Origin of the sequence: Saccharothrix coeruleofusca, assembly GCF_014648515.1 — a bacterium.
Lineage (GTDB): Bacteria > Actinomycetota > Actinomycetes > Mycobacteriales > Pseudonocardiaceae > Actinosynnema > Actinosynnema coeruleofuscum.
Genome location: NZ_BMRG01000006.1, coordinates 141,421 through 154,069 on the forward strand (window position 1 = coordinate 141,421; position 12,649 = coordinate 154,069).

The following is a 12,649-nucleotide window of genomic DNA, read 5'->3' on the forward strand; positions in this document are numbered from 1 at the left end:
GGTGCGGCGGAAGCGCGGCGCAGGGCGCGAAAGTGCGGGTCGGGTGCGCGAATGTTGAGTTCAGGGTGTCTGAGCGTTCGACTCGCGGGGGCGACACGCCCAACACGCCCATGATCGGGTGACGCGGGGAGTGGGCGTGGTCGGTCACGTGGGGCGGTCCAGGGCGTACTCGACGTCGCCGTGCTCGGACCCCTCGATGGGCACGGGCCACTGCTCGTGGAACGTGCGGACGTGCTTCAGGCCGACCTTCTCCAGCACGCGCCGCGACCCGGTGTTGACGGTCATGGTGGTGGCCACGACCCGTGTCACGCCCAGCTCCTGGAAGCCCTTGCGGACCAGGGCGCGGGCGCCCTCGGTGGCGTAGCCGCGACCCCAGCAGTCCGGGCGCAGCCGGTAGCCCAGCTCGGCGACGCCGTCGCCCGCCGGGCTCAGCTCGAACCAGCCGACGAACGCGCCGGACGCCTTCTCGTGCGCGGCCCACCAGCCGGTGGGCCTGCCGAGCAGCTTGGGCAGCACCTCCCGCACCACCCGGTCCCGGTCCACCGGCCTGCCGTCCTCGATGAACCGCATGACAGCCGGTTCACCGAGGAGGGCCACCACGTCGTCCAGGTCGGACTCCGCGAACTCGCGCAGCACCAGGCGCTCGGTCTCCAGGAACAACGTCAGTTGTCCTTGGTGGCCATGCGCATCGCCGCCAGGGACAGGCCGATCAGGACGTAGCAACCCGCCAGCGCCGTGCTGCGCCACAGCTGGTCGGTGGGCAGCGGGTCGCGCATGACGTCCGCCAGGCTGTTCCACGACGACGTGATCAGGTACGGGTGCAGCCAGTCCAGCGCCTCGAACACGCCCAGCACGTTGAACAGGATCACCCCGCCCAGCGTGGTGGCCATGACCACCAGCGGGTGCTCGGTCGTGGTGGAGATCGCCAGCGCCACCGCGGCCACCCCCCACACCTGGACGGTCACCAGCAGCACGGTCAGCGCGATGCGGCCCACCGCTTCGACGAACGGCAGGGTCGTGCCCGACAGGGTCAGCATCCCCTGGCCGCCGAACAGGATCGCGCCGGTGACCGCGCCGACCAGCGCCATCAGGGCGGTCGCGATCAGCGTCATCGCGGCCACGCCGAACGCCTTGATGGCCAGCAGCCGGACGCGCCCGACCGGGGCCAGCAGCAGTCCGCGCAGCGTGCCGTGCTGGGCCTCGCCCGCGATGCCGTCCGCCGCCCAGATCGCCCCGATCAGGGGCAGCAGCAGCGGCAGCGACAGGAACAGCGTGAACACCGGCAGCACCAGGCCGTTGCCCGCGATGATCGCCGCCAGCCCCGGTCCCAGCGGGCCGTCGCCGTCCATCGCCACCCACATGCCGACCCCGGCGACGATCGGGACCAGGCACAGCGACAGCAGGCCGAAGAACGTGCGCGGCCTGCGGATGATCCAGCGCAGCTCCGAGCGCAGCTGCCTGCCGAGGGGAGCGCGGACTGCGGTGGTGGTCGCGGTGGTCATCGCGTCCCCTCCTCGATCGTGTCGACGGCCGACAGGTGGTGGTCGGCGTCCTCGGCCTCGGTCAGCCTGGCGAACAGCTCCTCCAGGCCGGTGCGGGCCCGTCGCGCCTCGTGCACCGGGACACCGGCCTCGACCAGCGTCCGCAGCACCTCGGGGGCGTCGGTGCCGATCAGCTCCACGCGCACGCCGTCGTCGTTGGGCCGCGCCGAGATCCGGCCCGCCCGCAGCGCGTTGAGCGCCTCGTCCACCTGCGGCGTGCTGACCAGCAGCGCGCTGTTGTCGGCCCGCAGCAGCTCGGCCAGCTCGCCCTGCGCGACCACGGTGCCGCGGTGCAGCACCGCCACGTGCGTGCAGGTCGCCTCGATCTCGCTGAGCAGGTGCGAGGACACCAGCACCGTGCTGCCCGCCCCGTGCAGGTCGGCGATCACCTTGCGCACCTCGCGGGTGCCCGCCGGGTCCAGGCCGTTGGTCGGCTCGTCCAGCACGATCAGCTTGCGCGGCACCAGCAGCGCCGCGGCCAGGCCCAGCCGCTGCTTCATGCCCAGCGAGTAGCCGCGGTAGCGCCGGTGCGCGGCACCGGCCAGGCCCACCCGCTCCAGCGCGTCCTCCACGGCCCGCTTGATCGCCCCGCCCGCCAGCAGCGGCTCGAACGCCGCCGCGCGCAGCAGGTTCTCCCGACCGGACAGGAACGGGTGGAAACCCGGACCCTCGACCAGCGCGCCGACGTGCGGGAGCGCCGTGGCGGCGCCGTCGGGCAGCGCCTCCCCCAGCAGCTCGACCTCCCCCTCGGTCGGCCGCACCAGCCCGAGCAGCATCCGGATGGTGGTGGTCTTGCCCGACCCGTTGGGGCCCAGCATCCCCAGGACCGCGCCCTCGGGCACGTCCAGGTCCACCCGGTCCACCGCCACCGTTCTCCCGTACACCTTGCGCAGTCCCCGCGTCCGGGCGGCGAGGACGGGCGTGGAGCCGGCGGCGGTGGCCGCCGACTCCCGCGCGCTGGTCGAGGCGGTCACTTCACCTGGCCGATCGCCTCGACCAGCACCTGCTCGGGCACCGCGCCCAGGGCCACCCGGCCGTCGTCGGCGATCAGCGCGCCGCCGACCCGGCTGGTGATCAGCGTGCCGGAGCCCCAGTCACCGCTGACCGGCTTGCCCAGCTGCTTGATCATCTCCTGGATGTCGCCCTGCGGGACGTCGCCCTCGGCGCGCCGCGGCCCGCGGTCGGTCTGCGGCCGCTGACCCGACTGCTCGAACTGGGTCAACAGCTCGGGCGTGGCCTTGGCCACCAGCACGGTGTCCCACCCGGTGCCCACGACCTGCTGCGAGATCTGGCCCAGCGCCTCCTCGGCCTTGGCCTTGTCCTGCTCGGTCGGCTCGGCGGCGGTCTCCTCCTTCACCTCGGCGCCCGCGGGCGGGGTGAAGCTGAACAGGCCCGCGTCCTGCGGCCCGACGTTCAGCTCGGAGAACCCGATCTGCGCGGCGGGCGCGGCGGTGCCGTTGGTCAGCAGGGCCACCCGCAGCGGCATCCGCAGCTCCGCGTCGACCGCCACGCGCACCTCGCGCAGCACCGTGCGCTCGGCGGGCTTGGGCGTCAGGACCAGCTCGTACACCGGCCGGTTGGCGACCCGCGCGGTGCCGTCCACGGTGATCTCGCTGAACTCCTGCAGCGCCGAGACCACCTCGCGGGACAGCGCGACCGGGTCGCTGGACTTGCCCGCCTCGTCCACCCGCCGCCTGTCCTCGGCGTCGTGCGGCAGCTTGGTGACGGTCTGGTCCTCCGAGTTCCACGACCACACCTGCGCACCGTCGTCGACGACGGTGCGCTCGGCGCTGCCCGCGGGCAGCTGCATCCGGAAGCGGCCCTCGCCGTCGGTCCACATCCGCACCTTGCTGTCGCCGTCGGACAGCTGCGGCATCCCCGGCAGCGCCGGGATGCCCAGGTCGTTGGCGACCTCGACGGTGCCGCCGAACGCGGCGGGCTTGGCGGTGACCACCGACTCGACCAGCGACTCCGCGCTGACCGCGGGCAGGTCGGGGGCGGGCCCCGCACCGGCGGGCATCGCGAGCACCCCGAGGCCCGCGGCACCGGCGACAACGCCGGCCGCCGCGACACCCACGGTGACCCTTCTCCGGTTCATGTTCCCTCCTCCACAGCGTCGACCGACCTCGTGCCCGTCGACAACTCAGACCCTCCCCCCGGCCTCCTGAGATGGAGCTGAGAGTCTGAGAGAGCGCTGAGGAACCGCTGCCGATTGTCCCCCCGAACGGTCATGCTGTGCGGGTGAGACCACGGGTGCTGGTTGTCGACGACGAGGTGGGGGTGCGCCGCGCGCTGGAGCGCGGGCTGTCGGCGGAGGGCATGGAGGTGGTCACCGCGGCGGACGGCCCCAGCGCGCTGCGGGTGGCGCTGACCGGCGCGTTCGACGTGGTCCTGCTGGACATCATGCTGCCCGGCCTGTCCGGCTACCGGGTGCTGCAGCGGATGCGCGCGGAGGGCGTGCGCACCCCGGTGCTGATGGTCTCGGCCAAGGACGGCGAGGTGGACCAGGCCGACGGGCTGGACCTGGGCGCCGACGGCTACCTGGTCAAGCCGTTCTCGTTCGTGGTGCTGGTGGCGCAGGTGCGGGCGCTGCTGCGGCGCAACGCCGCGGAGCTGGTCCGGCGCAGGCTCAAGCTGGGCGAGCTGGTGGTGGACCGGGCGGTGCGCGAGGTCAGCTGGGCGGGCGAGCCGGTGCCGCTGTCGCCGCGCGAGTACGCGGTGCTGGACGTGCTGGCGGGCCGGGCGGGCTCGGTGGTCACCAAGGACGAGCTGCTGCGCGCGGTGTGGGGCGACGAGCAGGCCGCCACCCGCAACGCGGTCGAGGTCTACGTCGGCTACCTGCGCCGGAAGCTGGACGCGGTGGGCGCGGGCGAGGTGGTGCGCACCGTGCGCGGTCACGGCTACCTGGCGTCCACCCCGGACCTGGACGTCGTGCTGGGGGCGGCGGGCAGGCGTCGGTGAACCCGCGCCGGTGGTGGCTGCGGCGCACCCTGCGGTTCCGGATCACGGTGGTGGCCACCGGCGTGGCCCTGCTGTGCCTGCTGGCGTTCACCCTGCTGGCGCCGCGGCTGATCGGCGCGGTGCAGGTGCGGGCGGTGGACGCGGAGCTGGAGCGGGTCGGCGCGGAGCGGGTGCTCGACACCGCGGGCAACCCGCTCGACGGCGGTCCTCGGCTGGACCTGACGCCGGGGGAGGTGCGCGAGCTCAAGGCCGGGCAGCGGGTGCTGCGGCTGGACGGCGGCAGCGCGCACCGCTGGGTCGGGCGGGTGGTGTTCACCGCCGACGGCACGCCGAGGCTGCACGTCGTGGGCGACACCCTGGTCGGCTACCAGCACGCGAACCGGCTGGGCACCCGGTGGTTGCTGCTGGCCGCCGTGCTGGTGGCCTGCCTGGTCGGGATCGCCACGTGGTTGTCGGTGCGCTCGTCGCTGCGCCCGGTGGAGCGGCTGCGCCTGGCCGCCGGGGCGCTGCCCAGGGGCGAGCGGCTGCCGGTGCCCGAGGCGCGGGACGAGCTGCAGGCGCTGGCGGTGGCGTTGAACGGCCTGCTGTCCCGGCGCGACGAGGCCACCGAGCGGCTGCGCCGGTTCACCGGGGACGCCGCGCACGAGCTGCGGTCACCGGTCACGTCGGTGCGCGCGCAGGCCGAGGTGGCGGTGGCCCACCCCGACCCGGACTTCTCCATCGAGGTGCTGGAATCGGTGGTGGAGGAGTCCGAGCGGCTGTCCGCGCTGGTGGACGCGCTGCTGCTGCTGGCGCGCGCGGACACCGGCGAGCTGCCCAGGGCCGAACCGGTGGACCTGGCGCTGCAGGCGCAGGCGGCGGTGGACCGGCTGGGGGACACGGACCTGCTCGTGCAGGTCGCCGCGCCGATGAGCGCGTGCATGGTGTCCGCGACCAAGTCCGAGGTCGAGCTGGTGGTGGACAACCTGCTGCGCAACGCGGCCAGGCACGCGCGCTCGTTCATCCGGGTCTCGGTGCTGCCCGCGGCGCGCGACGTGCGGCTGGTGGTGGACGACGACGGGCGGGGCGTGCCGGAGGAGCACCGGGAGAAGGTGTTCGACCGCTTCTACCGGGTCGAGTCGGACCGGGGCCGGGCCACCGGCGGCTTCGGCCTGGGGCTGGCGCTGGTGGCCCACCTGGTCCGAGGGCGCAGGGGCAGCGTCCGGGTCACCGAGTCCCCCGAAGGTGGCGCCCGCTTCGAGGTCCGCTGGCCCTCCTACCGCTGACCCCACCCGCGAACCGGGCGTCCGGGCGGCACGCCGCTAGATTGCCGCCCGTGCCCGATCTTCGAGCGACCACCCTGGTAGACGCCCCTCCGCGCACCGTGGCGGCCGCGCTGCTGGACACCGCCCTGCTGGCGGGTTCGGTGCGCGGCCTGGGCGTCCGGTTGGCGGGCGGCCCCCTGTTGCACGAGGGCGCGGAGCTGACCGGTTCGGTGGGCCCGGTGACCGTCACGCTCGTGGTGACCAGGGCGGACACCACCGGCGTGGCCGCCGAGCTGGTCGACGGCCCGCTGCCCCGGCTCGCGCTGGCCACGGACCTGCGGCCCACCCGCGGCGGCACCGTGGTGATCGACTCGGTCGCCTGGACCAGCCCCGGCGGCCCGCTGGGCGGGCTGGCCGACGTCGTGGTGGGGCGCGGGTTGGCGTTGAAGGTGCTGCGGGCCAGGGCCGACGCGGTGGCCCGCCGGTCGGCGCAGCTGCTGACCGCCCGCGTCGTGGTGGGCGCGGCGGTGGTCCGCGACGGCCTGCTGCTGGCCCAGCAGCGCGACTACCCGGCCGACGCGGCGGGCCGGTGGGAGCTGCCCGGCGGGCGCGTGGAGCCGGGGGAGGACGACCGCGCGGCGGTGGTCCGGGAGTGCGCCGAAGAGCTGGGCGTGGCCGTCACGCCAGGCGAGCAGCTCGGTCCGGACGTGCCGCTGCGCGCCGACCTGCTGCTGCGGGTCTACGCCGCGGAGCTGGCCGGGGGCGAGCCGGAGGCCAAGGAGCACCGCGCGGTCCGCTGGGTGCCCCCGGCCGAGGTCGACACCCTCGACTGGCTGCCCGCCGACCGCGTCCTGCTCCCCGCCCTGCGCACCCTGCTCACCCCCTGACCCGCCCCGCGTCCCCGCGAGTCGAACGCCCAGAACCCCCGAGTTCAACGCTCAGGACGCCCACGCCAGCCCCCGGTGTCACCCGACCATGGGCATGTCGGGCGTGTCACTCCCGCGAGTCGCGCGCCCAGACACCACGAACCGAGCGTTCACGCACCCCGGCCCGCACTTCCGCGCCTTGGGCCGCGCTTCCACGCCCCTCGGGTAGTAGTTACCGGCCCTCACACGCCCCTCGGGTAGTACTTGCCCACGCACCGGGGCGGCGCGACCCGCCATCCTTGGCGACCTGCCGCGCGGCGAGCGCACGCCCTTGACCCACCCGAACGTAGAACTCAGGGGTCCTGAGCGTTCGACTCACGGGGGTGGGGTCAGCCGAGGCCGGAGAGGCGGAGGGCGGCGTCGAGGCGGTGCCGGGATCGCTCACGCGCCCGCTCGGCCCCGTGCGCCCGGACGCGGTCCAGCTCGGCCGGGTCGTCCAGCAGCGCCGTGGTGCGCTCCCGCACACCCGCCAGCTCCTGGACCACCGCCTCGGCGGTGGCCTCCTTCAACTCGGCGTAGGAGTCGAACGCCGGGGCCAGCTCGGCGGGTTCCTTGCCTGCGCACGCGGCCAGGATCTCCAGCAGGTTCGCCACGCCGGGTTGCTCGTCGGGGGCGTACCGCACCACGCCGAGGTCGTCGGTGACCGCGCGCTTGATCTTGCGCCGCACCAGGTCCGGAGGGTCGAGCACGAACACCGTCCCGGCCGCGTCCTGGGCGCTCTTGGCCATCTTCCGCGTCGGGTCGGCCAGGTCGCGCACCCGCGCCGCGGTGGGCGGCACGACCGCGCGCGGCACCGCGAACACCTCGCCGTAGGTGCCGTTGAACCGCCGGGCCAGCGCCCTGGCCAGCTCCACGTGCTGGGCCTGGTCGTCGCCGACGGGCACCTCGTGCGCGCCCTGGAGCAGGATGTCGGCGGCCATCAGCACGGGGTAGGTGAGCAGGCTCAGCCGCACCGAGGACCGCCCGACGGACTTCTCCCGGAACTGGATCATGCGGGCGGCTTCGCCGTAGGTGCAGGTGCACTCCAGCACCCAGGTCAGCGCGCCCAGCTCGCGCACCAGGTCGGACTGCACCCCCACGCTGCGCGGCGGCACCCCGGCGGCGATGAGCACGGCGAGCTGCTCCCTGGTCAGCGCGCGCAGCCGGGCCGGGTTGTGCGAGCTGGTCATGGCGTGCAGGTCGCTGATGAAGTACACGTCGTCGTCGGTGCCCTCGGCGGCCCACCGCCGGATGGCGCCGAGGTAGTTGCCCAGCTGGACGTGGCCGGACGGGGTGATCGCGGACAGCCTGGTCATCGTCTTCCCTTCGGGTGCGCCCGCCCGGACCCGCCCCCGAAAGCACGAAGGCCGCCCCTGGCGGGCGGCCTGCGGTGGTGTGCGCGCAGAACTAGGGCCGCCGGGAGGCGGACCACCAGAACGTGTAAAGAACGCGCATAGCCGTGATGCTAGCGCGGTTTCGCCGCGCCCGGCAGGTCTACATTTCTTGCATGTACATAGTGCTGGTGCGGTACACCAAACCCCTGGACCAAGTCGACTGCTACCTGCCCGATCACGTGCGCTGGCTGAACCGGCACTACGAGGAGGGCCACTTCCTCGCCTCCGGCCGCCAGGTGCCCTGCGACGGCTGCGTGATCATCGCCCGGCCGATGCCGCGTCGGAGGCTGGACGCCCTGCTGGCGACCGATCCGTTCGCGGTCAAGCACCTGGCCCGGCACGAGGTGGTGGAGTTCCTGGCCTCTCGCACGGCGCCGGAGCTGGCGAGGGTCAACGAGGCCGTGCTCACCTGATCCGTGCTCACCTGATCCGCGAGCCACCCGCAACCGCCACCACCCGGTTCCGGAAACACCGGGCGGGCGCTGTCAAGCGGCCTTCTTCCCAGCCTTCCCGGCCTTCTTCTCCGCCCTCTCCACCTTCTCCGCCTTCTTCCCGGACTTCTCCTCGGCCCTCTTCTCGGCCTTCGCCGCTTTCCGCCGGGCCTTCTCCTTGGCTTCGATCAAAGCCACCACCGGGCACTTCCCGCAGCGCGGCGTGGAACGGCAGCACTTCCGCTTGACCTTCGACTTGCCCACGTCGGCACCCCGCTCCTCCGGCTGTCCCCAGACTAGGTGAGGCTGACCTCACCCGACGCGCCCGTGTGGTAATGCGCCGGGACCGGTAAGCTCGACAGAGGCTGTGCGCGATCCCACGTCCGGCGCCCGGCCTCCCCCGAAGACAGCTCTAGGAGTTCCGCGTGCCCACGGCCACCGCGTCGATCAAGGAAACGCTGGTCCGCAACGACCTGCGCAACGTCGCGATCGTCGCGCACGTTGACCACGGCAAGACCACCCTGGTCGACGCCATGCTCCGCCAGTCAGGCGCCTTCTCCGAACGGGCCGAGCCCGTGGACCGGGTGATGGACTCCGGCGAGCTGGAGCGCGAGAAGGGCATCACCATCCTCGCCAAGAACACGGCGGTGCGCAGGCACACGCCGGACGGCGTGGTCACCATCAACGTGGTGGACACCCCCGGCCACGCCGACTTCGGCGGCGAGGTCGAGCGCGGCCTGTCCATGGTCGACGGCGTGGTGCTGCTGGTCGACGCCTCGGAGGGGCCGCTGCCGCAGACCCGGTTCGTGCTGCGCAAGACGCTGGCCGCCGGTCTGCCGGTGATCCTGGTGGTCAACAAGGTCGACCGCCCCGACGCGCGCATCGCCGAGGTCGTCGAGGAGGCCCACGACCTGCTGCTGGACCTGGCCACCGAGGTCGGCGCGGACGACTCCGTGCTGGACCTGCCGGTGGTCTACGCCTCCGCGCGGGCGGGTCGGGCCAGCCTCAACCAGCCCGAGGACGGCGGTCTGCCGGACGAGGAGAACCTGGACTCGCTGTTCGAGGTCCTGCTCAACCACATCCCGGCGCCGACCGGCGACCCGGACGCGCCGCTGCGCGCGCTGGTGACCAACCTGGACGCCTCCACCTTCCTGGGCCGCATCGCGCTGTGCCGGATCGCGGCGGGCCGCCTGCGCAAGGGCGAGACGGTGGCCTGGTGCCGCGAGGACGGCTCGGTGCAGAAGGTCCGGATCACCGAGCTGCTGATCACCGAGGCGCTGGAGCGGGTGCCCGCCGAGCAGGCCAGCGCGGGCGACCTGGTCGCCATCGCGGGCATCCCGGAGATCACCATCGGCGACACCCTGGCCGATGTGGACAACCCGGAGCCGCTGCCCCGGATCACCGTCGACGAGCCCGCCATCTCGATGACCATCGGCGTGAACACCTCGCCGCTGGCCGGTCGCGGTGGCGGCACCAAGCTGACCGCGCGCCTGGTCAAGGCCCGGTTGGACGCCGAGCTGGTGGGCAACGTGTCGGTGCGGGTGCTGCCCACCGAGCGCCCGGACACCTGGGAGGTGCAGGGCCGCGGTGAGCTGGCGCTGGCGATCCTGGTCGAGCAGATGCGCCGCGAGGGCTTCGAGCTGACCGTGGGCAAGCCGCAGGTGGTCACCAAGATGATCGACGGCAAGCTGCACGAGCCGTTCGAGCGGCTGACCATCGACGCGCCCGAGGAGCACCTGGGCGCGATCACCCAGCTGCTGGCCAACCGCAAGGGCCGGATGGAGAACATGTCCGGCCACGGCAGCGGCCGGATCAAGCTGGACTACGTGGTGCCCTCGCGCGGCCTGATCGGCTTCCGCACCGAGTTCCTCACCGAGACCCGCGGCACCGGCATCGCCAACGCGGTGTCCGAGGGCTACGGCCCGTGGGCGGGGGAGATCCGCACCCGCCACAACGGCTCGCTGGTGGCCGACCGGTCCGGTTCGATCACCGCTTACGCGATGATCCAGCTGGCCGACCGCGGCACGTTCTTCGTCGAGCCCGGCGCGGACGCCTACGAGGGCATGGTGGTGGGTGAGAACCCGCGCGCGGAGGACCTGGACGTCAACGTCTGCCGCGAGAAGAAGCTGACCAACATGCGCACCTCCACCGCGGACGTGATGGAGACGCTGGCCCGGCCGCGCAAGCTGTCGCTGGAGGAGGCGCTGGAGTTCTGCGCCGCCGACGAGTGCGTCGAGGTGGCCCCCGAGGTCGTGCGGGTGCGGAAGGTGACGCTGGACGCGAACCAGCGCGGCCGCGAGCGCAACCGCGCCAAGCTGCGGGGCTGAGTGGTGCTCTCGGGGCTCCGAGCGCTCCGCCCTCGTCGCAGGTGGTGGACGGGGCAGCGCTCGGGGCGCCGGACGGGCGTGGCAGTCTCGTGGGCATGACTAGGTCCGGGGGGACGCTCGCGAGACTGCTGGCCGCGCTGGTGGCGGCGGTGCTGGTGGTGTCGGGCTGCACGGTCACCCCGCCGCCCCCGCTGGTGCCCTCCACCCCCGGTGTGACGGTGGTGCCCAAGGAGAAGGCGAACGAGGTCGTGGTCGGCCTCGACGACGTCAGGGGCGGCTACAACCCGCACACCCTGGCGGGCCAGTCGACGGTGACCACGGCGCTGGCGTCGCTGCTGCTGCCCTCGACCTTCCGCACCGCCCCGGACGGCAGTCCCCGGCTGGACCTGGACCTGATGGTCTCCGCCGAGGTGACCAGGGCAGATCCGTACACGGTGACCTACGTGCTGCGCCGGGACGCCTCGTGGTCGGATTCGGCGCCCATCGCCGCCGAGGACTTCGTCTACCTGTGGCAGCGGATGCGCTCCGAGCCGGGCGTGGTGGACCCGGCGGGCTACCGGTTGATCTCCGACATCACCTCCCGCGAGGGCGGCAAGGTGGTGGAGGTGGTCTTCGACCAGCCCTACCCCGGCTGGCGCAGCCTGTTCGCCAACCTGCTGCCCGCCCACCTGCTCAAGGACGCCCCCGGTGGTTGGGGCGCGGCGCTGGCCGACAGCTTCCCGGCCACCGGTGGCCCGTTCGCGGTGCGCACCCTGGACCAGCCGCGCGGCGAGATCGTGCTGGAGCGCAGCGACCGCTACTGGGAGCAGCCGCCCGCGCTGGACCGGGTGGTGCTGCGCCGGGCGAGCCAGTCCGGGACGATCTCGGCCCTGCGCACCGGCGACGACCAGGTGGCGCTGATCCGGCCGGACGCCGCCGCGGTCGAGGAGCTGGCCGAGCTGGCCCGGTCCCGGCAGCTGAGCACCGCGCAGGTGCCCCGGCCGGAGGTGGTGCAGCTGCTGCTGCGCCCGGCTTCCCCCCGGCTGGCGGACCCGAAGGTGCGCGCCGCGGTGATGGCGAGCGTCAACCGCGACGAGCTGATCGCCGCGGGCAGCCGGGGCGGTCCGAGCGCGGGGCTGCGCGCCGACTCGCTGGTGGTGCCGCCGTCGAAGGCGGGCTACCGGCCGACCATGCCGCGGTCGTCGGTCGACCCGGCGGCCCTGTTCACCGAGGCGGGTTACACCCGTTCGGAGAGCGGTCAGTGGGGGCGGGACGGCAGGCCGCTGGAGCTGACGGTGGCCGCGCCCGCCGGGATCGAGCCGTACGTGACCATCGCCAACCAGCTACAACGTCAGCTGACATTGTCCGGAATCGCTGTGCGCCTCCTTACAACGCCGCCCAATGAGTTGTTCGGCCAAGATCTCGCGGGCACCTCGGCGGGCAATGCGGAACAGGGCCGGGTGGTGGACATTGCGGTCGTGCCGCAGGTGGACACCGGCGATTCCGCGGCCGTTCTGGCATCAACTTTCGGGTGCCGTGCCCCTTCCGGGGACGGTGGTGAACCCATTCCGGCGAATCTGTCGGGTTTCTGTGATCAGTCCCTGCAGCCCGTCATCGACGCGGCGCTGACCGGGCGGTCGCTGCTGTCCGACGCGCTGGCCCAACTGGAGCCGCTGCTGTGGCAGCAAGCGGTCGTGCTGCCCCTCTTCCAGGTGGCTGACCTGCTGGTTGCGCTCCCGGAGGCGCAGGGGGTGAGCGCCGGGCCGCCCTTCGCGGGCCCGCTGTCGCAGGCCCCGCTGTGGCGCCGGGAAGGCCGTTAGCCTCTCTGTGAAATCCGTGTTGCCACTGGATCGGCGTGCGCAAGTGG

The 12,649-nt window shown here is 73.4% G+C and carries 12 protein-coding genes; 6 read left to right on the forward strand and 6 right to left on the reverse strand.

From position 1 onward, the window contains the following. Positions 1–144: 144 nt before the first annotated feature. From IEZ00_RS18055 to IEZ00_RS18070, 4 genes are read right to left on the reverse strand one after another with little or no spacing between them, the layout of a single operon-like run. A complete protein-coding gene (locus IEZ00_RS18055; RefSeq protein ID WP_372448512.1) occupies positions 145–660 on the reverse strand; it encodes a GNAT family N-acetyltransferase in 516 nt (171 codons plus the stop codon). A gap of 2 nt (positions 661–662) precedes the next feature. Further along, positions 663–1,502 carry an ABC transporter permease gene (locus tag IEZ00_RS18060; protein ID WP_189224439.1) on the reverse strand — a complete coding sequence of 280 codons (840 nt, stop codon included), beginning with the start codon at positions 1,500–1,502 and terminating at the stop codon, positions 663–665. Next, the gene (locus IEZ00_RS18065; protein ID WP_189224440.1) at positions 1,499–2,515 is read right to left on the reverse strand and encodes an ABC transporter ATP-binding protein; all 1,017 of its coding nucleotides are present in this window, start codon (positions 2,513–2,515) and stop codon (positions 1,499–1,501) included. The genes IEZ00_RS18060 and IEZ00_RS18065 overlap by 4 nt, the downstream gene beginning before the upstream one ends. Then, positions 2,512–3,639: a LolA family protein gene (locus IEZ00_RS18070; protein WP_189224441.1), complete on the reverse strand. Its 1,128-nt coding sequence runs from the start codon at positions 3,637–3,639 to the stop codon at positions 2,512–2,514. The genes IEZ00_RS18065 and IEZ00_RS18070 overlap by 4 nt, the downstream gene beginning before the upstream one ends. Before the next feature lie 143 nt (positions 3,640–3,782). Here IEZ00_RS18070 and IEZ00_RS18075 point away from each other — a divergent pair, with 143 nt between their 5' ends. The 3 genes from IEZ00_RS18075 to IEZ00_RS18085 are packed head-to-tail and all read left to right on the forward strand — an operon-like array spanning position 3,783 to position 6,633. Beyond that, the gene (locus tag IEZ00_RS18075) at positions 3,783–4,502 is read left to right on the forward strand and encodes a response regulator transcription factor (RefSeq protein ID WP_189224442.1); all 720 of its coding nucleotides are present in this window, start codon (positions 3,783–3,785) and stop codon (positions 4,500–4,502) included. Next, positions 4,499–5,767, forward strand: a complete 1,269-nt coding sequence (locus tag IEZ00_RS18080; protein WP_189224443.1) for an ATP-binding protein — start codon at positions 4,499–4,501, stop codon at positions 5,765–5,767. Before IEZ00_RS18075 ends, IEZ00_RS18080 begins: the two co-directional genes overlap by 4 nt. 50 nt (positions 5,768–5,817) lie before the next feature. Further along, positions 5,818–6,633 (forward strand): (deoxy)nucleoside triphosphate pyrophosphohydrolase, encoded by an 816-nt coding sequence (locus IEZ00_RS18085; RefSeq protein ID WP_189224444.1) that lies wholly within the window; start codon positions 5,818–5,820, stop codon positions 6,631–6,633. A 368-nt stretch (positions 6,634–7,001) separates the two neighbouring features. Here IEZ00_RS18085 and trpS read toward each other — a convergent pair whose 3' ends face one another. Next, complete coding sequence (trpS, locus tag IEZ00_RS18090) at positions 7,002–7,967, reverse strand: tryptophan--tRNA ligase (protein ID WP_189224445.1); 966 nt, start codon at positions 7,965–7,967, stop codon at positions 7,002–7,004. Positions 7,968–8,158: 191 nt separating this feature from the next. Here trpS and IEZ00_RS18095 point away from each other — a divergent pair, with 191 nt between their 5' ends. Continuing rightward, positions 8,159–8,458: a YciI family protein gene (locus tag IEZ00_RS18095; RefSeq protein ID WP_189224446.1), complete on the forward strand. Its 300-nt coding sequence runs from the start codon at positions 8,159–8,161 to the stop codon at positions 8,456–8,458. A gap of 72 nt (positions 8,459–8,530) precedes the next feature. On the opposite strand, the gene IEZ00_RS18100 is transcribed toward IEZ00_RS18095, so the two are convergent. After that, the gene (locus IEZ00_RS18100) at positions 8,531–8,740 is read right to left on the reverse strand and encodes a hypothetical protein (protein WP_189224447.1); all 210 of its coding nucleotides are present in this window, start codon (positions 8,738–8,740) and stop codon (positions 8,531–8,533) included. A 161-nt stretch (positions 8,741–8,901) separates the two neighbouring features. On the opposite strand from IEZ00_RS18100, the gene typA reads away from it, so the two are divergent. After that, on the forward strand, positions 8,902–10,803 hold the full coding sequence (typA, locus tag IEZ00_RS18105) for a translational GTPase TypA (protein ID WP_189224448.1): 1,902 nt from the start codon (positions 8,902–8,904) through the stop codon (positions 10,801–10,803). A 95-nt stretch (positions 10,804–10,898) separates the two neighbouring features. Further along, positions 10,899–12,602: an ABC transporter family substrate-binding protein gene (locus tag IEZ00_RS18110; RefSeq protein WP_189224449.1), complete on the forward strand. Its 1,704-nt coding sequence runs from the start codon at positions 10,899–10,901 to the stop codon at positions 12,600–12,602. Positions 12,603–12,649: the final 47 nt, after the last annotated feature.

Coding starts and splice junctions, on each gene's coding strand:
- trpS (WP_189224445.1), bottom strand. CDS start 7,967: ATGACCAGGCTGTCCGCGATCACCCCGTCCGGCCACGTCCAGCTGGGC.
- IEZ00_RS18060 (WP_189224439.1), bottom strand. CDS start 1,502: ATGACCACCGCGACCACCACCGCAGTCCGCGCTCCCCTCGGCAGGCAG.
- IEZ00_RS18110 (WP_189224449.1), top strand. CDS start 10,899: ATGACTAGGTCCGGGGGGACGCTCGCGAGACTGCTGGCCGCGCTGGTG.
- IEZ00_RS18070 (WP_189224441.1), bottom strand. CDS start 3,639: ATGAACCGGAGAAGGGTCACCGTGGGTGTCGCGGCGGCCGGCGTTGTC.
- IEZ00_RS18095 (WP_189224446.1), top strand. CDS start 8,159: ATGTACATAGTGCTGGTGCGGTACACCAAACCCCTGGACCAAGTCGAC.